Annotated in this window: 15 protein-coding genes, 1 tRNA gene, 2 rRNA genes and 1 pseudogene (1 of these 19 cut by a window edge); 12 read left to right on the top strand and 7 right to left on the bottom strand. The window is 62.8% G+C overall.

What is annotated here, in order from left to right; all coding sequences use genetic code 11:
- From GR316_RS05205 to GR316_RS05195, 3 genes are all read left to right on the top strand, one after another.
- Nucleotides 1–2,391: ribosomal RNA gene (locus GR316_RS05205) — 23S ribosomal RNA — on the top strand (it extends 436 nt beyond the left edge of the window).
- 119 nt (nt 2,392–2,510) lie between these two features.
- Nucleotides 2,511–2,625, top strand: a 5S ribosomal RNA gene (gene rrf / locus GR316_RS05200).
- Between the two features lie 76 nt (nt 2,626–2,701).
- A tRNA-Met gene (locus tag GR316_RS05195) sits at nt 2,702–2,778 on the top strand.
- 6 nt (nt 2,779–2,784) lie between these two features.
- Here GR316_RS05195 and GR316_RS05190 read toward each other — a convergent pair.
- The 6 genes and pseudogenes from GR316_RS05190 to GR316_RS05165 form a co-directional block, all read right to left on the bottom strand.
- On the bottom strand, nt 2,785–3,699 hold the full coding sequence (locus tag GR316_RS05190; RefSeq protein ID WP_249218835.1) for a recombinase zinc beta ribbon domain-containing protein: 915 nt from the start codon (nt 3,697–3,699) through the stop codon (nt 2,785–2,787).
- A 129-nt stretch (nt 3,700–3,828) separates the two neighbouring features.
- Nucleotides 3,829–4,635: pseudogene (locus tag GR316_RS05185) on the bottom strand (transposase); the annotation flags it as partial.
- Between the two features lie 143 nt (nt 4,636–4,778).
- Entirely contained in the window at nt 4,779–5,720 is a 942-nt protein-coding gene (locus GR316_RS05180) for an ABC transporter substrate-binding protein (protein WP_211784964.1), read from the bottom strand.
- The gene (locus GR316_RS05175; protein ID WP_211784963.1) at nt 5,717–6,481 is read right to left on the bottom strand and encodes an ABC transporter ATP-binding protein; all 765 of its coding nucleotides are present in this window, start codon (nt 6,479–6,481) and stop codon (nt 5,717–5,719) included. The genes GR316_RS05180 and GR316_RS05175 overlap by 4 nt, the downstream gene beginning before the upstream one ends.
- 4 nt (nt 6,482–6,485) lie before the next feature.
- Nucleotides 6,486–7,301 carry an ABC transporter permease gene (locus GR316_RS05170; RefSeq protein ID WP_211784962.1) on the bottom strand — a complete coding sequence of 272 codons (816 nt, stop codon included), beginning with the start codon at nt 7,299–7,301 and terminating at the stop codon, nt 6,486–6,488.
- A 10-nt stretch (nt 7,302–7,311) separates the two neighbouring features.
- Nucleotides 7,312–8,412 (bottom strand): aryl-sulfate sulfotransferase, encoded by a 1,101-nt coding sequence (locus GR316_RS05165; protein ID WP_211784961.1) that lies wholly within the window; start codon nt 8,410–8,412, stop codon nt 7,312–7,314.
- Between the two features lie 145 nt (nt 8,413–8,557).
- Between GR316_RS05165 and GR316_RS05160 the strand changes: the two genes are divergently transcribed.
- Nucleotides 8,558–9,571 carry a LacI family DNA-binding transcriptional regulator gene (locus GR316_RS05160; protein WP_211784960.1) on the top strand — a complete coding sequence of 338 codons (1,014 nt, stop codon included), beginning with the start codon at nt 8,558–8,560 and terminating at the stop codon, nt 9,569–9,571.
- Between the two features lie 322 nt (nt 9,572–9,893).
- Here the strand turns inward: GR316_RS05160 and GR316_RS05155 are convergent, their stop codons facing one another.
- Entirely contained in the window at nt 9,894–11,738 is a 1,845-nt protein-coding gene (locus GR316_RS05155) for a DUF2207 domain-containing protein (RefSeq protein ID WP_211784959.1), read from the bottom strand.
- A 100-nt stretch (nt 11,739–11,838) separates the two neighbouring features.
- On the opposite strand from GR316_RS05155, the gene GR316_RS05150 reads away from it, so the two are divergent.
- The 8 genes from GR316_RS05150 to GR316_RS05115 all read left to right on the top strand — a co-directional run bounded on the left by GR316_RS05150 (nt 11,839) and on the right by GR316_RS05115 (nt 20,731).
- The gene (locus GR316_RS05150; protein ID WP_211784958.1) at nt 11,839–13,971 is read left to right on the top strand and encodes a hypothetical protein; all 2,133 of its coding nucleotides are present in this window, start codon (nt 11,839–11,841) and stop codon (nt 13,969–13,971) included.
- On the top strand, nt 13,968–15,341 hold the full coding sequence (locus GR316_RS05145) for a toxin-antitoxin system YwqK family antitoxin (protein WP_211784957.1): 1,374 nt from the start codon (nt 13,968–13,970) through the stop codon (nt 15,339–15,341). The genes GR316_RS05150 and GR316_RS05145 overlap by 4 nt, the downstream gene beginning before the upstream one ends.
- A 107-nt stretch (nt 15,342–15,448) precedes the next feature.
- Nucleotides 15,449–16,243 carry a glutathione S-transferase family protein gene (locus GR316_RS05140; protein WP_211784956.1) on the top strand — a complete coding sequence of 265 codons (795 nt, stop codon included), beginning with the start codon at nt 15,449–15,451 and terminating at the stop codon, nt 16,241–16,243.
- A 172-nt stretch (nt 16,244–16,415) separates the two neighbouring features.
- A complete protein-coding gene (locus GR316_RS05135) occupies nt 16,416–17,633 on the top strand; it encodes a GTP-binding protein (protein ID WP_211784955.1) in 1,218 nt (405 codons plus the stop codon).
- Between the two features lie 40 nt (nt 17,634–17,673).
- Complete coding sequence (locus GR316_RS13900; RefSeq protein ID WP_313796912.1) at nt 17,674–17,988, top strand: DUF6525 family protein; 315 nt, start codon at nt 17,674–17,676, stop codon at nt 17,986–17,988.
- Nucleotides 17,989–18,090: 102 nt separating this feature from the next.
- A complete protein-coding gene (locus GR316_RS05125; protein WP_211784954.1) occupies nt 18,091–18,576 on the top strand; it encodes a hypothetical protein in 486 nt (161 codons plus the stop codon).
- A gap of 11 nt (nt 18,577–18,587) precedes the next feature.
- Nucleotides 18,588–19,547 carry a glycosyltransferase family 2 protein gene (locus GR316_RS05120; RefSeq protein WP_211784953.1) on the top strand — a complete coding sequence of 320 codons (960 nt, stop codon included), beginning with the start codon at nt 18,588–18,590 and terminating at the stop codon, nt 19,545–19,547.
- Nucleotides 19,547–20,731: a glycosyltransferase family 2 protein gene (locus GR316_RS05115; RefSeq protein ID WP_211784952.1), complete on the top strand. Its 1,185-nt coding sequence runs from the start codon at nt 19,547–19,549 to the stop codon at nt 20,729–20,731. Before GR316_RS05120 ends, GR316_RS05115 begins: the two co-directional genes overlap by 1 nt.
- The last annotated feature ends 5 nt before the right edge of the window (nt 20,732–20,736 follow it).

Genomic DNA, 20,736 nt, shown 5'->3' with positions numbered 1-20,736 from the left:
CCCCGAAGGCTAAGTACTCCTTACTGACCGATAGCGAACCAGTACCGTGAGGGAAAGGTGAAAAGCACCCCGACGAGGGGAGTGAAACAGTACCTGAAACCGGACGCCTACAAGCAGTCGGAGGGGCATAAGCCCTGACGGCGTACCTTTTGTATAATGGGTCAACGACTTGGTCTAACGAGCAAGCTTAAGCCGCTAGGTGTAGGCGCAGCGAAAGCGAGTCTTAAAAGGGCGCATGAGTTCGTTGGATCAGACCCGAAACCAGGTGATCTAGCCATGAGCAGGATGAAGGTACGGTAACACGTACTGGAGGTCCGAACCAACACCCGTTGAAAAGGGTCTGGATGACTTGTGGCTAGGGGTGAAAGGCCAATCAAACCTGGAGATAGCTGGTTCTCCGCGAAAGCTATTTAGGTAGCGCCTCGGACGAATACCTGCGGGGGTAGAGCACTGCATGGATGATGGGGGCCCACAGCCTTACTGAGTCTAAGCAAACTCCGAATACCGCAGAGTACTATCCGGGAGACACACGGCGGGTGCTAACGTCCGTCGTGAAGAGGGAAACAACCCTGACCTGCAGCTAAGGCCCCTAATTCGTGGCTAAGTGGGAAAGCATGTGGGACGGCCAAAACAACCAGGAGGTTGGCTTAGAAGCAGCCATCCTTTAAAGATAGCGTAACAGCTCACTGGTCTAGATAAGCTGTCCTGCGGCGAAGATGTAACGGGGCTCAAGCCACGAGCCGAAGCTCAGGATGCACAGCGATGTGCGTGGTAGCGGAGCGTTCTGTGATATAGAACGCTGTCTGTTCTGCCTTCGGGTAGCGCAGACAATGTTCTTTCTGTGAAGCCGGGCTGTAAGGCATCCGGTGGAGAGATCAGAAGCGAGAATGTTGACATGAGTAGCGACAAACAGGGTGAGAGACCCTGTCGCCGAAAGTCCAAGGGTTCCTGCTTAAAGCTAATCTGAGCAGGGTAAGCCGGCCCCTAAGGCGAGGCCGAAAGGCGTAGTCGATGGGAACCAGGTTAATATTCCTGGGCCGTGAGATGGTGACGGATCGCAGGTGTAGTTCAGTCTTATCGGATTGACTGGGCTGCTGAGCGGTCCCTGGAAATAGCCTCTCTTTTAGACCGTACCCGAAACCGACACAGGTGGACTGGTAGAGAATACCAAGGCGCTTGAGAGAACCACATCAAAGGAACTCGGCAAAATACCTCCGTAAGTTCGCGAGAAGGAGGCCCCACATATGCGCAAGCACGTGTGGGGGGCACAAACCAGGGGGTGGCGACTGTTTACTTAAAACATAGGGCTCTGCGAAGTCGCAAGACGACGTATAGGGTCTGACGCCTGCCCGGTGCTGGAAGGTTAAAAGGAGGGGTGCAAGCTCCGAATTGAAGCCCCAGTAAACGGCGGCCGTAACTATAACGGTCCTAAGGTAGCGAAATTCCTTGTCGGGTAAGTTCCGACCTGCACGAATGGCGTAACGATCTCCCCGCTGTCTCTGATGTGGACTCAGCGAAATTGAACTGTGTGTCAAGATGCACACTTCCCGCGGTTAGACGGAAAGACCCCATGAACCTTTACTATAGCTTCGCACTGGCATCAGGATTGTGATGTGCAGGATAGGTGGTAGGCATCGAAACCAGGACGCCAGTTCTGGTGGAGCCATCCTTGAGATACCACCCTTCGCACTCTTGATGTCTAACCGCGGTCCGTTATCCGGATCCGGGACCCTGCGTGGTGGGTAGTTTGACTGGGGCGGTCGCCTCCCAAATTGTAACGGAGGCGCGCGAAGGTTGGCTCAGACCGGTCGGAAATCGGTCGTTGAGTGCAATGGCAGAAGCCAGCCTGACTGCAAGACTGACAAGTCGAGCAGAGACGAAAGTCGGCCATAGTGATCCGGTGGTCCCAAGTGGGAGGGCCATCGCTCAACGGATAAAAGGTACTCTGGGGATAACAGGCTGATGATGCCCAAGAGTCCATATCGACGGCATCGTTTGGCACCTCGATGTCGGCTCATCTCATCCTGGGGCTGGAGCAGGTCCCAAGGGTATGGCTGTTCGCCATTTAAAGAGGTACGTGAGCTGGGTTTAGAACGTCGTGAGACAGTTCGGTCCCTATCTGCCGTGGGTGTAGGAGACTTGAGAAGAGTTGCCCCTAGTACGAGAGGACCGGGGTGAACGATCCACTGGTGGACCAGTTGTCATGCCAATGGCAGTGCTGGGTAGCTATGATCGGACAGGATAACCGCTGAAGGCATCTAAGCGGGAAGCCCCCTTCAAAACAAGGTCTCCCTTGAGGGCCGTGGAAGACCACCACGTCGATAGGCCGGAGATGTAAGCGCAGCAATGCGTTCAGTTGACCGGTACTAATTGCCCGATAGGCTTGATTTGATCCAGAAACAGCAGGATCAAAAGCAAACACCGACTTGAACACGCGACATGAAAACCATGTCCCTGATGTTGTTATACCCACTCCGCTGCCAAAACAGCGGAGACGGGTTCTTCTCCGGTTTGGTGGTCATAGCACGAGCAAAACACCCGATCCCATCCCGAACTCGGCCGTTAAGTGCCGTCGCGCCAATGGTACTGCGTCTTAAGACGTGGGAGAGTAGGTCACCGCCAAACCTGACAAGAACCCAAGCCTCTCCGAACACACAAAACAAAACAATACCACAGGCCGTCAATCCAGACAGCCAACCTCCGCGGGATGGAGCAGCCCGGTAGCTCGTCAGGCTCATAACCTGAAGGTCGCAGGTTCAAATCCTGCTCCCGCAACCAGAAATCCTACACTTTCAAAAACTCCTGTTCGCAGGAGGTTTTTTGATGTCCAGACATCAGCTCCACACCAAGGCTCAGAGCCAGAATACCCGCCAGATCGCCGTGAAGCGTCAGCTCAAGCCGGCTGCGTTTCTCCGACGTCGGCACCGGCATTGCCACGATCTTTTCGATCAGGCCCCGGATCGCCTCCCGCGCCTCGCTCTCCCGATCAGGATCCGTCAGGCCGGCGATCAGTCCGCAGATGCGGTCATGATAAGTGTCGGCCATCTTCGGATGAATCCGCACGGTGGCGGCCCGGGCAGGGGCCGCGGCGACGTCCCGCTCCAGTTGCTTCCGCCGAAGTTCCGGCTGCTCCATCTTCGCCTTGATCCGCTCGGGCGGAAGACCGGAGAGCAGGGCGTTCACCAGCGCATCCTGATCCTTGATGACCTTCGCCAGCTCCTTCTCCTTCACGGCGCGGTCGTCGGTGTGGCGTGCCGCCAGACGATTGCGCTCGGCGATGTATTGTTCGGCGAACGCCTTCACCAGGTCCGGATCCATCAGCTGGTCCGACAGGGCGGTCAGGATCCGGCCCTCCAGGTCCGGCCGGGAGATGCCGGTGCGGTTGCTGCAGACAGACGTGCCCTTGTTGCGCGAATTGCTGCAGCCGAAGCGATCCTTGGCGATGGTGGAAAAACCACCCCCGCAGCACCCGCAGACCGTCAGGCCCGAAAGCAAAAACTTCGGCCGCCGCTGCTCCCAGATGGGTAGCACCGAGGGCGAGGTCTTCGCCCCCTGCCGCGCCCGCACCTCCTTCCACAATTCCTCCTCGATGATCCGCAGATGCGGCATCTCGGAGATCACCCAGTCCTCGTTGGGGTTCAGGTGCAAGACATTTCTCCAGGTCTCCGGATCCTTGCGATACTTAAGCCGGTTCCAGATCTGGCGCCCGACATAGAGTTCGTAGTTCAGGATCCCTGTGCCGCGCTTGGGATTGCCAAGAATGGTCGAGGCACCTCAGGCGCCGAGGCCGTGGTTGCTGCGCGGGGCTGGAATGCCCTCGAGGTGCAGCGTGCCGTTGTCGCTGACGATGCAGGTAGGCCTGCAATAGATCCTGACCAGCGCGTACAGCTCGCGCGGAACCCTTGCCGCCCGAGATGCTGGTGTCGGCGATCAGGCACAGGTTCTCGCGGCAGCAATCGTCGATCAGCGCCAGGATACGGAGCTTGCGCGACGCCCCGAACGTGTCGGCCACGAAGTCCAGGGACCAGTGCTAGTTTGGCATCGGGGCCAAGGGCATTGGTGTGCGTGTTCCACGGCTCCGTTTACGGCCGCGTCGCCGCCGGACCGACAATCCTTCCTCGCGACAGAGCCGATACAGCTTCTTCGAGTTCATCAGCATGCCCTTGCGCTTCAGCATCAAACCGATCCGCCGATAGCCGAACCGGCGGCGAAGCACCGCGATCTCCTGCATGGCCTTGCGGATCTCCGGGTTATCGGGCGGCCGCTCGCGCCGCACCGTCTTCGGATCGACACCGAGGAAGACGCAGGCCCAGCGTTGCGAGATGTCATGGCCTCGCACCGCTTTCAGCACCGCGTCCCACCGCGCTCTCGTCAGGGCTTTCCCAAGATATCCTTCAGTACGATGTTGTCCAGCATGGTATCTGCAAGACGCCGTTTTAGCTTGCCGTTTTCGTCCTCCAGCGCCCTCAGCCTCTGGGCATCGGACACGTCCATGCCGCCATACCTGGCCTTGAGCTTGTAGAACGTTGCCGGGTTGATCCCATGCCGGCGACAGACTTCCGCCGTCGCCATTCCAGCTTCCCGGTCCTCGATCATTCCGATGATCTGCACCTCAGTGAGACGGCTTTTCCTCAGGTCGTCTGCTCCTTCGTGGCAAAGCAAACTCTACATTAAACCGAGAGACGTTCCGGGGGGCAGGTCAGCTGATTTGAGTGCTACGGGGCTTATCGGCTCGGCATGCGTTCATATTCACCGACCTCGAAAAGCCCCGCGCCATGTCAATCCAGCGTCACCGCTGTGGGCGCCACCGCGGCGAGGGGGGCTTCGATAAGGTAGGGTGCGATGGTGCTAGCGGTAGGGGCGTCGGCCTTTACGACGCCTTGTGCCGCGATCCATGTTCCTTCGTCGACCAAGAGGTCGAGCAGGTCGGGCGCGAGGATCGTGCCGAACTCCATATCCGTCCACATGGCTTGGAGCGACTGGGCAGTTACGTTGCCCTCGAGATTATCGGAAACGATCGCTGCGGCTTTAGCAGGGTCCGCTGCCACATCGGCATCCGCTTTCACGAGGGCGCCGAGGAATGCCGTCAACTCCTCGGCCCGCGCATCGGTCATTTCGGGCGTGGCGGACAGTACATAATGGGGAGCATAACCGCCCGGGCGCAGCTCGGAATAGTGATCGCCAAGTGCATCGGCTGCACCTGCGTAGAAGGTCGGGAAGGGTACGATCGCGTCCACGTCGCCGCGCACCAGCGCTGGTACCAGATCGCCGGGGGCGGCATTGATCACCTCGGCCTGAATGCCCGCATCCTTCAGCACGGTGGACAGGAAATAATCGACGTTGGTGCCCAGCGTGGTTCCGATGCGCTTGCCCGCCAGATCGGCCGCCGAGGCGATGGGGGCGTTCCCGATGATCCGGCTTCCAGTATAACGCGAAAGGTCTGCGACGATGGCGAAGTCCTGTCCGGTCAGCGCACCGGTCGCGGCCGGGAATTCGGCCATGAAGGCAATGTCCACTTGGCCGCCGAGCAGCGCCTCGAACGCCTCGCGACCCGAGGCGAAGGGCACGAGTTGCACGTCCAGACCGGCCTCGGTGAAGTAGTCGTTTGCCAATGCCATATCGACTTGCGGCGTCTGCACGTTGGGCGACCATGCGAAGGTGATCGGATCGGCAAGGGCCGCCGTTGGCAGCAGGGCAAGGGCGAAAGCTGCGTATTTCATGGTGTTCCTTTCAAAGCGGAGGGATGGAGAAGATCGATGATCTCTTCGCGGATGGGCAGGAGGGTGCCGGCCTGCGAACGCAAGGATCGCGGGCGCGGCAGCGACAGATCGTAATCTCGGATGATGCGGCCGGGGGCATGGCTCATCACGCAGATGCGGTCGGCCAGCAAAAGCGCCTCGTCCACATCATGGGTGACGAACAGGACGGTGGCGCGATGTTTCTGCCAAATGTTTAGCAGCAAGTCGTGCATGGTGATGCGGGTCTGCGCATCCAGGGCTCCGAACGGTTCGTCCATCATCAGCACCTTCGGCCCGAAGGCAAAGGTGCGGGCGATGGCGACGCGCTGTTTCATGCCGCCCGAAAGCTGCTGCGGGTATTTGTGCGCGTGCGGGCCGAGGCCGACCTCCTCCAGCGCGGCCATGGCTCTTGCTTCGAGGTCGGCCTTTGGCAGGCCAAGCCGTTTCAGCGCGAACTTCACGTTCCCAAGGGCCGTGAACCACGGAAAGAGCGCATATTGCTGAAAGATGACGCCCACATCCTTGCCCGGACCCGTGATCTCGCGGCCGTCCAAGGTGATTGCGCCCGAAGCGGGCGTCACGAACCCCGCTATGGCATTCATCAGCGTGGATTTGCCACAACCGGATGGCCCGATCAGCGCGGTGAAACTGCCCGGATTCAGGTGCAACGTGCTGGGTTCCAGCGCCGTCTTGCCGTCGAATGCGATGCAGACGTTGTCGACGCGTACATGTCCTGTCGTCATCGGATTACCCCTGCTGCCAGTGGACGAGTTTCGTGCCGACCCAGTGCACGGCTAAATCGACCACGGCACCAAGGGCGCCGAGGATGATCAGCAATGCGAACATGCGATCGGTGCGGATATATTGCCGCGCCTCCTGCAAGCGGTAGCCGAGGCCGGAGGATGCCCCCGACAGTTCCGCGGCGACCAGCGATAGGAACGCAAGTGCTACGCCCAGACGGATGCCTGCAACGATATGCGGGGCGGCGGCTGGGATCACCACCTGCACGAATTCCCGCAGCCGCGATGCCCCGAGCGACCGGGAGGCGCGCAAATAGATCTCGGGGATGTATTGCATCCCGTGATGCGTGTTGAACCAGACGGTCAGAAAGACGGTGTAGGAGATGACGAAGTATTTCGACCCCTCGCCAATTCCGAACCAGACGATCGCTACCGGCACCAGCGCGATGGCGGGAATGGGGCGCAGCAGGGTCAGGAACGGGTTCAGGAGCGTACGGATCAGCGCCACGCGCCCCGTCAACAGACCAAGCGTGATCCCAAGGCCCGTGCCGATCACGAAGCCCGTGGCCGCACGGCGCAGCGAGACGGCCAGATCGCGGGCCAATGTCCCGTTGGCCGCCATTTCGGCCCCCGCCTGCCAGACCGAAAGCGGCGAGGGGAAGATCTGTTCGGGCACCAGCCCCGCTTCGGTGACGGCGGTCCAGATCGCCAGCACGAAGGCGAAGGAGATCAGCGGCCGGGCCAGATGCGCCGCCCCCGTCAGCCCTGCGGCCAAGCCGGAGGCGCCACGGGCGGCGCGGTCGGTATCGCGGGCGTCGGACATGGGCCTCTCCTTACAGCCAGGGAATGGTGCGATAGCGATGGGCGCGGAAGCAGCTGTTGTGCGATCCGCCGATGAACGTGCCAAGCGGTTGGGGATATTCGCCGAATTCGGGGATCACGAACTCCCACACGACTTCGCCCGCCGGGGTCACTTCGAACAGGCGACCGAACGCACTTTCGCAGATGAAGGTATTGCCGTTCCACAGCCGCTGGCACCCGCCCATGTAGGGCGAGAAGAACGACATCGGCAAAGTGTCCGTATAGGACCAGACCACCTTTCCGGTGGGGTCGAACTCCAGCGCGCGGCTGAACGGCGATGTGGAGCCGGTCCTCAGATTGCCGTTGTCGAATACGAGGATGCTGCCGGTTTCGGTTTCGACCGGGGTATGCTGCTGGGCCACGACATCGTGGCCGACATGCCAGACGACCTTGCCCGTGGCCCGATCCACCGCGATGACGCCGGAGGTGGTCCGCAAGCTCATCAAGACCAGACCGTCCTTGGTCACGGACAGGCCGTTGACCATCGGCCAGTGGCGGCGATCGAAATTGGGGTGGATCGGAAAATCGGCAGGGTCGAGATGGTCCCAGATACGCCATTCCCACACGGTGTTTCCGCTACGATCGACTTCCCGGATGATGTCCGACTGAATGACGCCATCGGCCCCGTCTTTGCGCGGATCGCCCCCCGTGACGCGCGCGGCCTTGTCCGCGGGCAAGGGTGCGGCGACGGTGTAGAGCAGGTTTCCGTTTGCCAGCCATTGGGCATCGTGATGTTGGAAGATGTCCTCGTGCCGCCACACGATCTCCCCCTCGGGGGTGGCTTCGTAGAAGTCGCCACCATGCCAAAGATCCCATGCGGGATAGAGCGCGGCCGAGGTGGCGTGACTGCCGTTATAGCCGAGGTTGCCATTCGCAAGCAGCACCGCATCGCGACCGGGACGCACGGGCATCTGCCACTGATGCGCGGGCTGACCGTCGATATCCACCAGCATGACGCGCCCCTCGGCGGTCTGCGGTGCATAGAGCGTGAAACCGCCCGCCGTCATGGAACGGTCCATGGCAGTCAGGCCAGTCAGTCGGCGGCGGATGGTGGTTTGGTCGACAATGGACATCTCGAACCCTGTGTAAAACGATTTAATGAGGTGTGAGAGAGAATTGGCGTTGAGTAAATCGTTTTAACGCCGCATGATGCCGATTGCCGGTCGATGGATCATCTGCTGGGCATGTTGATGACGTTTAGGGCGGAATGAGAACGCGATGCGAGCAACGGTGAAAGATGTGGCGCGTTTGGCGGGCGTATCGCCCGGCACCGTATCCAACACGTTGTCCGGTGCCCGGAACGTCGATGCCGAGACGCGGCGCCGGGTGGAGGCTGCCGTCGCGCAACTGGGATACGTTCCGAACCTTGCCGCGCGCCGTTTCCGAACGGGCGTATCGAACACCATTGCCGTCATGACCTCGATGTCGCCGGCCGTTTCGGCGGGGTCTTCGCGGCTCGGGTTCCTGATGGAGGTTGCGGCCTCTGCCGCCGTGTCGGCGCTGGAGCATAATGCCACCTTGGTTCTGGTCCCGCCGGTGGCCGATCCCGCTGCCGCCCTTCGGAACGTCGCGATGGATGGTGCCATCCTGATCGAACCGTCCGAGGACGATCCCTTTCTGGAACTGTTGCTGCGGCGGGGCGTGCCGGTCGTCATCATCGGCGATCCGCCGCGGGATGGGCTGGCTTGGATCGACATGCACTATCGGGCGACCGCGAACATGCTGGTAGGGCATCTGTTGGAGCAGGGCGCACGCTGCGTGCCGCTGATGATCGGCGCATCCGCACGCCGCTCCTATGCCGAGGCGGAGGCGGCGTATCGAGGCCTGCTGCAGGCCGAGGGGTTGGAGGCCCATGTGATCCGCATTCCGGAGGCCTTGGGCGAAGATGCCGCGCATCAGGCAATGCTCGGCCTGTTGAAGGATTTGCCCGCTTTGGACGGTGTCTTCGTCCCCGTCGATGCATTCGCGACCGGCGTCATGCGGGCCTTGCGCGATGCGGGTCGGGCCGTGCCCGATGATGTGAAGGTCGCCACGCGCTATGACGGATTGCGGGCGCGGGAGGAGCGTCCCGCGATCACGGCCAGCAATCTGCACCTCGATCGGATCGCCGCATTGGCGGTCGACAGGCTGGTCCAACTCGTTGCCGGAACCGCCGCCCCCCTGCGCATCGACGGCCCTCTGCCGACGCTGGTGCCGCGCGGCTCGACTTTGAGTTCGACGCTACGGAGCTGAGCGTCCCTCACAGCCCATGCTGCGCAAGGATATCCCGCTTACAGCTTTCGAACCGCCGATACCGCTCGGCCTCCTCGGCCGCGTCTTTGGGGGTGCGGGGTGGCAGATAGTAATGAACGCAAACCGCATGGGCTTGATCCTCAATGCGCTGAAACGCGCAGGACGCCACCCCGTCCGAGGGCAGCGATGAGTCGCTGGTGGTGCATTCTTCGCGGAAATACGCCACCCTTTCCTCTGGGCTGGAATGGCGGAGGAACCACGCCGGTCCGCTGATGCTCTCATATCCGATCCGTTGATGCGCATGCCGGCAAGGCATCTGGGACTACCAGCCGCCCCCACCGCCGCCACCCCCGCCGCCACCGGAAAACCCACCGCCGGAGCCCCCCGACAATCCCGAACTGGAACTGGTGCAGGTATTGACGCCCGTCGTCATCGCTTGGCACGCCGCCGATATCGACCCGAGCGATCCGTCGACCGGATTGCCTTGGAACCAAGCGGGCATCCAGATCCGGGTCGGGCTGCTGGCCTTCGTCGTTGCGCGGCTCAGGGCGAGTTCGTAATCCTTTGCGAACTCCTCCTCCACGCCAAGGGCGATGGCATAGGGCAGGAACGCCTCGAACCGCTGGCGCGCGCCGTCGCGGGAGCGGCCCTTGCTCTGGGCTGCCGACAGATGGCGGCGAAAGCCCTCGATCTCCTTCTTCAGGGTGCGCCCGGCAGAAGTCGTCAGGCCGATCCGTGCGGCAAAGATGCCGAACATCACGGGCAGGGCGATCAGCCCCGCCGCCGGTATCGGGTCGAGGGCATGTGCCCGAAGGCCGAAGATCAGCCACATGAGGCAGGAAATGCTCAGCGCGATCCCCGTCGTCACCGCAAGCGCCCGCGGCGAACGCTCGAAGAGCAGAACGCCCAGCGGCAGCATCGGCAGGAAGAAGATAAGCCATGGCTGCCCCGCAAATGCCTGCCCGATGATCGCAAAGGCGAGGCCATAGGACCCGGCAGCCCCCAGCAATGTCCAGCCCACGTTTGGGATGTGGAACCGCGCGCCATGTTCCTTTCGCATCGCGGTCCTGAACTCCTCCAGCAGGGCGCGCACCGCTTTGCCGTTGGTGGGCGAGATCATGAGCGGGCGCTTCAGCCCGTCCAGATGCGTCAGGATCGCAGCCTCACCCACGGGCAGGGTGCCGTCATCGGCCTTTCCGGTCCGCGCGATCGACCATGCGGTGTCGTGCTGCGCGATGGTGGCGAAGCCCTTCACGCCCAGATCGACCGCCGCCGCGACCATCGCCGCATTGCCGGTGATGCCATCGGCGCGGATATACTGGGCGAGGGCGGGCGAAACCCCCTCGGGCGGGGTGCTGCGCTCGCGGATATGGCCGAGGGGCGCGTCCTTGCCCTTCCACCGCCAGATCAGCCACAGCGCGGCCCCCAGCATCAGGGTGCCGAGCAGGGCGGTCACATCCGCCGGACGGTCCCGGAGCGCGAAGAGCATGCGATCCAGAAGCGTAGGGCGGGCCACGATGCCCGTGGGAAAGGCGATGGCCGTGGTCATCCCTTCGTTCCAATCCAGCGCACCCTCCGCCGTGACGATGACCGTGCGGCCGCCATCGTCGCGCCGTTCGACCGCGTTCTGCGCCCGCGATCCCACGGGGCCGGTAAAGGTTTCCACATCGGTGGCCACAGCCCCTTCGGGCAGGTGGATGCGGGCGGTGGCCGTGTCGATGCGGAACTCCCACGCATTGCCGGTGATGTTCCAATACAGCTCGTCGTAATCGGCGAAGAACCGGACCTGCCGGTCCACATCGTAGCGCAGGCGAAAGCGATGCACGCCCGGGGTGACGAGCGTGTCCTGATCGCCCAGATAGATGCGGATCGCACCGTCCCGGCGCTGAATGCGGGTGTCCACCGGCGCGCCGTCCATCGTCGCATCGACCAGATCGAACCCGCCCCAATGGATGCCGTTCTCGGTCAGCGGCAGTTCGCGGAAGATGCCGTGACGGATCCGATCCCCCTCGGCCTGCACATCCAGCGTTTCGGTGATCCGAAGCCCGCCCGTCGGGTCGATCGTGATCTCGCTGACGAAGCTTCGGATGCGTTCATCGGCATGAATTGGTGCCGCGGGCAGGAGGGTTAGACACAGGGCGAAGAGCATACGAAGCAGAAAAGGCATGCCGCCACCCTATGCCCGGCGGTAATCCGAGCACAACCCGGGCGCCGGTTTCACATCCGCAGCCCGTCCCCTATGGTCGCCCCGATTCACAGGGGGACGGATGACATATCGGACACTCGGGCTGGGCCTGATCCTTGCAACGATCGGCGGTGCCGCAGGCGCGGAAACGGTGATCTTCGATCCACGGCCCGGTACGGCGCGCACATGGCGGATGGAGATGACCCTTCGTCCGGGGCAGGAGGGTGAGCCGCCGGATTACGCATTCGATACGCAGCACGTCTCGGCGCTGACCCGCATCCGGGCGGTCGATGCGAAGACGCTGCGCATCCTTCCGCTGTGGTTCCAGACGAAGATCGCGGGCGACACCTATGGCACGCAGGGGCCGCTGCCGGACCGCATGCGGCAGGCTATGGTGGATGGGTTCGACGCGGTGGTGGATGCCGGGGGCATCGCCGATCTGACGCCCCATGGCAGCACCGATGTCCCGGACGACATGATGGCCGGGCTGCGGCCGCAATTCGCCGCCGTCCTTCCGCCCGCCCCGATCGAGGCCGAGGAGGGGTGGAGCACGACGGTCCCGAACCTGTTGGGCGCGCCCGAGGTGACCCTGACCGTCACCCATGTGACGAATGACAGCGTGTTCCTGCGGTATTCGAACGACGATCCGTCGTTTCGGATTGCGGGGCTGGTCGTGGTGGATCGGGGCGAGGGGTGGGTGCGCCGCGCCGCGCTGACGACCGATCTGCACTATGACGACGGCACGACCCTGCGCAGCACCTTGGCGATGGCCCCACAGGAGTATCCGTTCGCCGTCCATGCCGATTACACCTTCGACACCCCCGATTGGCGGGCCATGCCGGATACCCTCCCCGAGGCGGGGCGGCTTCCGACCGAGGCCGACATCTTTCCCCATGATCGGGGCCGTGTGCGGATGGAGCATGATCTTCCGTCGCTGGGCTTCACCCATCTGACCGAACGTTCGGTCGATACGGGCCGGTTCGTGCTGAACGCGCCGCAGGTCTTCGAGGGCGATCGGCCGCTGGAGATACCGATGCAGGCGCTGCCCTCGATCACCCTGCCGAACTATCACGAAGAGGATGGCGATCCGTCCTTCACCTCCACGACCCTGATCCCCGCCGAGCAGAGGCAGATCCTGCCCAAGATTCGGGATGCGACGGACATACGGGCGCAAGTGGCATGGTATCCGGCCAGCCCCTTCATGATGCGCCTGACCCCGGACGCGGCAGGCCATGCCGAGGTGACCAAGAACGGGGCCACCGCGCGTTTGTCGCCCACCGAAGACGGATACGATCTGGTCCTTTCGGGGCGGCCCGAGGATTGGTTCATGTGGGCCGTGGACGGCGGCACCGATGCGGGCAGCATGGTCTATGCCGCCGATCGCGGGCCGGACTGGCTGACGCCCGCCGAAAGCCTTGCCCGCCGCATCGCCGCGCCCGATTACAGCGGCATTCGCGTGGCGATCCGAACCGGCGCATCCTCCCCCACCTTTTCCGTGCGGGTGAACCGCTTCGCCGATGCCCCCGCCGCCATGCACGACATGGTGTTCCTGACCGACAAGGGGCAACGCCTCGACCCGGACCACGCGCCGCAAACGGTGCGGCTCTTCCAAGGCGATCCCCCTCTGGGGGTGGAGGATGTTCGCCCCGAGGGGTTGGATGTCGCGGCGCTTTGGTTCCGCATGGGCGCGCTTCAGGCCGATCGCTGCACGGCGGATTTCGCCGATCCGCAAACGGATGCGGTCTTTGCAAAGGTCGCCCCGGATACCGATCGCTATGACGGTGCGCGCCTGTTTCGGATGCAGACGGCCGATGGCATCCGCACGCATTTCTACGAAGGCGGCACGCAGGAGGTGACCCTGGCCTGCGACGCCACCGTGACGTGGCAGGAGGCCGATCTGCAGCCCGATGCCGACCGCCCGTGGCTCGTCGATCCGGCGGCGCTTGGCATCTCTGCCGATCTGACGCTTGCGGATTTGATGGACGGGATGCGCTTCGTGGATGCGCAGGGCGATGCCCTGACGCTGGCCACCCCCGACGGTCACTACCTATCGCAGGGCGACCGGGTGGAGCGGGCGATCTTCCCCGACGGCACGTTGCGGGTGGCGGGCACGCCCGCCCGCATCCTGCGCGCCGTCAGCCGCCCCGATCCGGTCGCGCGCAGCTTCACCGTCACCTTCCCCGACCTTCCCGTGCCAGAGGAGGCACCGCAATGATCCGAACCGCGGCCATTCTCCTGTGCCTCTCGACCCCCGCCTTCGCCCAAAGCCCGGACGGCATGCAGAAGGACTTCTACGACGACGGCACCCTTGCATCCGAGGTCATGCACAGCGGGGGGGAGCGGGATGGCCCCTCGCGCTTCTACTATCCTACGGGGCAGTTGTACAAAGACGAGGTCTATGAGGCGGGCCGCAAGGATGGGGTGGAGCGGACCTATCACGAGAACGGCCAGCTTGCCGACGAGACCCATTGGACGCAGGGAACGCAGGACGGAGAGTACCGCACCTACGATCCCGACGGCAATCTGACCCTGCGGGGCACCTATGCCATGGGGCAGCCCGATGGCGAGGAAACCGTGTTCTGGCCCTCGGGTGCGCGCCGGTCCGTGCGGCATTTCGACCATGGGCGCGAGGTGGGGCTGTCGCAAAGCTGGTCGCCCGAAGGCGCGCTGACGGCCGAGGCCGAATATACCGACGCGGGCGATTTCGTGCGGGAACGGCGCTGGACGGACGGCACGCTGACCGCGTTGCGCGAACCCATGCCGGTGGAGGGCCACGGCATGGGCGAGAAGCTGACCGAATATCAGGGAAACTTCACCAGCATCGACATCACGGCCAAGGGCTACCGCCTGACCACGCGCCGCCTCGGGGACAAGCTGGTGGACCAGGAAGAGGTGATCGACGGACAGAGGCAGGGCAGCTATATCAGCACCGACCGGGTGCAGAACGACGTGACCCGCGTCTTCTATGTCGATGGCGAACCGGATGGGCTGTTCACCCGCACATGGAACGGCCAGATTCTGGACCGCGGCATGTATGACCATGGCAAGCGCATCGGCCAGTGGCGGCGCGAGGAAACGTCCCCCTTCGTGGAACTGGAAAACTACGATGCCGAAGGGCGGCTCGATGGCGAGCAGCGCACCTTGGGAATGAACGGCGCGGTGCGGATGCGCGTGACTTATACCGCCGGAACGCTGGACGGGCCGTACGAATCCTACGGCTCCGACGGGGAGGTGCTGCTGCTCGGCCAATACGACATGGGCCAGAAGACCGGGCCGTGGCAGGAGATGGCGATGAACCTCGAGGATCATCTGTCCGGCCGCTACGATCGGGGCAAGCGCGAGGGCCGCTGGAACGTCGCGGATGCGGATGGCTATCTGACCGAGGTCATCCAGTATCGCATGGGCGAGGAGGACGGGCTGCATTACCTCTTCGCCCCCGATGGCGCGGTGGACGAGGTGCAGGCATGGCGCGACGGCGCCCGGGACGGCTACACCACCTATTACGAAGACGGGCGTCCGGTGCTGCGCGATCTGTGGCAGGACGGCTCGCTAGCCGAGATGGACCTTCCGGTGGGCCCGGAATGATCCGGCATGTCCCTTGATGCAGTCGGGCCTTGGGTCTAGACCTTGCCGGGTTGTTGCACACCCGGGCGCCTACGGACCTTCGGCCCGGAATATGAGGAGACTGCCCGATGGAACTCTATCATGGATCGGCCACGGTCTGCTCTCAGAAGGTGCGTCTGGCGTTCGCGGAGTTGAACGTCCCTTATACGAGCAAGCTGCTCGACCTTGGAAAGGGCGATCAGTTCCGGCCGGACTATTTGGCGCTGAACCCCGAGGCCGTCGTGCCGACCTTGGTCGATGGCGATCTGATCGTCGTCGAGTCGAGTCTGATCATCGAATATCTGGACCGCGAGAAGGGCGGGCGGGCGCTGTCCCCGTCCGATCCGGCAGCCGAGGTTGCAGCCTCGCACTGGCTCTTGCGGACCTTGGGCGTGCATTCGGCCATCAACGCCCTCAGCTTCGCCACGGCGGCGCGTGACAAGATGCGGGCCACGCAGACGGCCGAGGAGATCGAGCATCACATCAGCCAGATGCCCGATCTTCTGGAGCAGGAAAAGCGGCGCTCGCTGATCCAAGGGGGCCTTGCCTCGCCGCATGTGACCCATGCGCTTCAAACCCTGCGGCGGACGTTTGCGGATATGCAGAAGGCGCTGCTGACCGGGGAATGGCTTCTGGGGGCCGAGTTCTCCAAGGCCGATGTCGCCATCGTCGCCTATATCGACCGCCTGGAACGGCTGGGCTTCGAGCGGCTGTGGACTGCGGAATATCCGAAGGTCGGGACGTGGCTTCAGGCGATGCGCGCGCGGCCGAGCTACGATGTGGCCGTGACCGCCTTCACCGATCCGGCCGCCGCCGAAGGCATGCGGCAGGGCGGAAGCCGGCATTGGCCGGAGCTTCAAAAGATCTGGGCCGGCATCGCCTGACACCCGCTGGGGTGCTCGGGCACTCTTCGACGATCCTTACCGATGATGATATGGCCCCGAAACAGGGCCCCCGTTGAATGAGCATCGTAGGGTGCATCATTTTGCCCATTGCGGGCCTTCGCAGCTCCGAATAATGAAACGTAATAACATTACGTAAGCGGAGCGCCCATCCATGAGCCAGCTTTCCAACGATACGCGCCTTCCGGTCACGGTGCTGTCCGGGTTCCTCGGGGCCGGCAAGACGACGCTGCTGAACCACGTTCTGAACAATCGCGCCGGGCGGCGGGTGGCGGTGATCGTGAACGACATGTCCGAAGTGAACATCGATGCCGACCTTGTACGCGGTGGGGCGGAACTGTCCCGATCCGAGGAAAAGCTGGTGGAGATGACCAATGGCTGCATCTGCTGCACGCTGCGCGACGATCTGCTGCTGGAGGTGCGGCGCCTCGCCGAGGAGGGGCGTTTCGACTATCTGCTGATCGAAAGCACCGGCATCGCCGAGCCGCTTCCCGTGGCTGCCACCTTCGATTTCCGCGATGCCGAGGGGGAGAGCCTGTCCGATGTCGCGCGCCTCGATACGATGGTGACGGTGGTGGATGCGGTGAACCTCATCGCCGATTTCTCCAGCCACGATGTCATCGCCGATCGCGGCCAGTCGCTGGGCGAGGGGGATGAGCGGACGCTGGTGAACCTTCTGACCGATCAGATGGAGTTTGCCGATGTCATTATCCTGAACAAGGTGACGGAGGCAGGCCCGGACCGCTTGGACAAGGCCCGCAAGATCATCCGCGCGCTGAACCCCGACGCCCGCATCATCGAGACGGATTTCAGCCGCGTCGATCCGGATGCGATCTTCGACACCGGCCTTTTCGATATCGACAAGGCGCATGAGCATCCGCTCTGGGCGAAGGAGCTCTACGGCTTTGCGCATCATGTCCCGGAAACGGAGGAATACGGCATCACGTCCTTCGTCTATCGCGCGCGTCGGCCGTTCGATCCGCTGGCGATCCACTTGGTGCTGGAGGGGGATCTGCCGGGCGTGATCCGCGCCAAGGGGCATTTCTGGATCGCGACCCGTCCGAATTGGGCGGCGGAGTTCAGCCTTGCCGGCGCGATGTCGACGGTGAAGCCGCTGGGCGGATGGTGGGCGTCCGTTCCCAAAGACCGCTGGCCCACGCATCCCGACGCCTTGGCCGAAGTGGCGCAGGTCTGGCAGGAGCCGTGGGGCGACCGGCGGCAGGAACTGGTCTTCATCGGCGCGAACATGGACCGGGAGGCGTTGACCGCAAAGCTTGACGCAGCGCTTCTGAACGCGCCCGATTACGAACCCCACCTGTGGAAAGGGCTGCGCGATCCGTTCCCGCAATGGGGGCAGCGCCGTGCCTCGTAACCTCGGCACATCCCTGCGGCGCAGGGCGCGCGTCCGGCCCATGGATCAGTTCGACCGGCTTCCCCCCGAAGCGCGCCGCTGGATCGCCGCCGCCGCCCTGCCATGGAGCGCACAGTCCGTCCGCCGCCTGTGGGACCGCCTGCACCGCGAAACGGGCGGGGATCTTGCCACGATCCTCGCCCGGCTGGACGCGGCCGAGCGGCGGATGCTGATGCGCGACGACCGAACTGCGGACATCGTGCGCCTGTCATGTTACTGTCAGGATAACGGAGTGTATCAGTGGGGGGCGACGCCCTCCCCATCGCGCTTGCACATCGGCGCGGGGGCCACTAGCAATGAACCCTCTGAAGGTTAACCGATGTTTGCTCATCGTCGCCGTGATCGCTCAATGGAGAAAAGCTTGGCTCACAACATCAATTTGAACAGCGATTCCCAGTTCAATCATACCGTTGAGGTCATGAAGTCGAAGACCGAAAGCGGTGAGATGTTCGGCGACAAGGACATTACTCCGGGTGTATTCGTCTCCATCGATCCGGCGGCGAAACTGGAAGGGCGCTACGAAATCGGCGGCGGAAAAGTCATCGGCGTCGAATACCGCAATGCGGGCGGCGCGACGCCGAAATGGATCGCCATGCACGTCTCGCTGGGCGAGGTCGAACTGACCGACAATGTCCTCGTGGGCGTCGTCCTGCGCTCCAGCGCCCCGGCCGCGGCGACCTTCCGCATCTGCCTGCGCACCTATGTCGACGGTCAGTTCCAAGATGAGTTCTTCTTGAAGAACGTCGTGTCCTATCAGGAGGACAGCACCCATCTCGACGTGCTCCGCCTCGACAAGGTGTCGCCGATCTTCACGCGCGACCGGCTGAAGCGGGAACTGATCCTCTTCCTCCCGCCGAACGACACGTCGGTCGAGATTTCGGACATCCGCGTCTTCATCGTATGATGGTGTGACAGGTGTTGCCACTTTCCATCATCATCCCCGTCTGGAACGACCCCCAGGGCCTGCAACGGATCGTGCGTCAGGCGGTCGAGCTGCAGATCGCGCGTGAGATCATCATCTGCGACGATGCGTCGGACAGCGATCATTCGCCCGACGCGCTGGGCATCACCGGTTCGTCCACGACATCGCTGCATTACATCCGATCCCCGCAGCAGCTGGGGGCCGGTGCCATGCGCAATATCGGCATCGGGGCGGCGACGCAGCGGTTCGTGCTGTTCGCCGATTCCGACGACATGCTGAAACCGGACATCAAGACGATCCTTCAGCAACTCGAAGGAAAGCATTTCGATTTCTGCATCTTCCGTCACCACGACAGCCGCATCATCGGCCGCGAGGGCACCTTCGATACCGAAGAGAAGCTTTGGGCGGCCGCGAATGCCACCCCAGATGTCCGCCGCCTCAACGCGCGCGAGAGCGCCGAGTTGGCGAAGCTGTCCGCATATCCGTGGAACAAGGTCTATCGGAAGCATTTCCTGACCTCGATGAACATCCGCTGCACCGAAATCCCGGTGCATAATGACATCGAACTTCATTGGACGAGCTTCATTGCAGCGGACACGATCCTTTGTTCGTCGATGATGGGGGCGGTCCATTATGTGGCCGAGGACGGCAGCCGGCTGACGAACCGAAAGGGCGCCGAGCGGCTGCAACTGTTCGACGCGCTGGAAGCTACGATGGAACGTCTGCGCAATACGCCCGAATCCACCGTTTATATCGAGCCGTTCCTCGGTTTCTGCTACAAGCTGGCGGGCTGGGCATGGAACAACATCGACCCTGAATATCACAGTCGCCTCCACCGGCTGACGAAGAAATTCTTCATGGAGAACTTTTCGGAACGCCAGCTCGTCCTGACGGCCTATCGCAATCCCGACCTCGTGGGACGGATCAACAAGATCATATCGGGTGGGGTGTGATGGCCGTTTCCTTTATCATCACGACGTTCAACATCGAAACCTATGTCCGGCAGTGCCTTGCATCGGTTGCGGCCTGCGTTCGGCCCGGTGATCAGGTCGTCATCGTCGATGACGGATCGACCGACGACACCGTGGAGACAATCACCGCACTTCTTCCCGACCTCGAGGCAAAGGGCGTGGAGGTGACGACCGCCTTCCTTGGTGTCAACACCTTCGGCGGCGTCGGGATCGGCGGCAATATCGGCATGGATCTTTCCACGCGCGACATCGTCTTCTTCGTCGATGGGGACGACTATCTCGATCCGGCGGGGTTCGAGGTTGCGCTGCGCGAATTCGAAGCCTCGGATGCCGACATCTCCCTCGCCAATTACCGTGAGTGGGACGAGATCCGCCAAGAGCAGAAATCCCCCGCCGATCATCACAAATGGGCCAGCATCGGGGCACGTCTGGACGCCGAGGGCGCGCGGGTCCGCGCGCTCGATATGATCGCGGTGCCGTGGCGCAAATTCTACCGCCGCGATCTGCTCGTCAAGCACAAGCTGCGTTTCCCCGAGGGCGATTTCTTCTTCGAGGACAATCCCTTTCACTGGGATGTCTGCCGCGCTGCGAGCCGTATCCATTTCACGAACCGGGTCATCTGCTATCACCGGGTGAACCGCCCGGGCCAGACCATGACCTCCAAGGGTTATGAGCTTCAGGCCTTCTTCGTCCATTTCCAGTCGATCTTCGCCAGCATCGCGCCGCAGGATGATGTCCTGCGCGAAATGGCCTGCCGCTGGCTGATCAACAACATGACATGGCATCTGGAACGGATGCATGTCGAAGCCCTCTGGGCCTATTTCCAGACCGGCCACACGGCGCTTCGGGACATTCCGGACGATCTGTGGAACGGGGCCGTGGCCGAGTATTTCCTTGCCAAGTCGATCTGGCCGACAGTCTGCATGATCCGCGAGGGCAATGCGTGGAGCGTTCTGGAAAGCATCAAGGCCAAGCGGCGCCACGATGAGATGCGGGCGCTGGTGAAGAAGGGCGTGGACGAGATCGCCGTCGTCCGGGCCGAGCTTCGCAAGGTCGCCGGCGATACGAAGGCCTCGCGGCAGATCCTTCAGGCGCAGCGGTATATGGACGAGTTTCGCGCGCTCATCTCGGACGATACGCTCCTTCCGCGGAAGTTCACCGAGTAACGCCA

It is taken from the genome of Falsirhodobacter algicola, assembly GCF_018279165.1.
GTDB lineage: Bacteria > Pseudomonadota > Alphaproteobacteria > Rhodobacterales > Rhodobacteraceae > Falsirhodobacter > Falsirhodobacter algicola.
The sequence above is the reverse complement of the archived record's forward strand: the minus strand, read 5'-3'. Positions and strand labels throughout refer to the sequence as shown.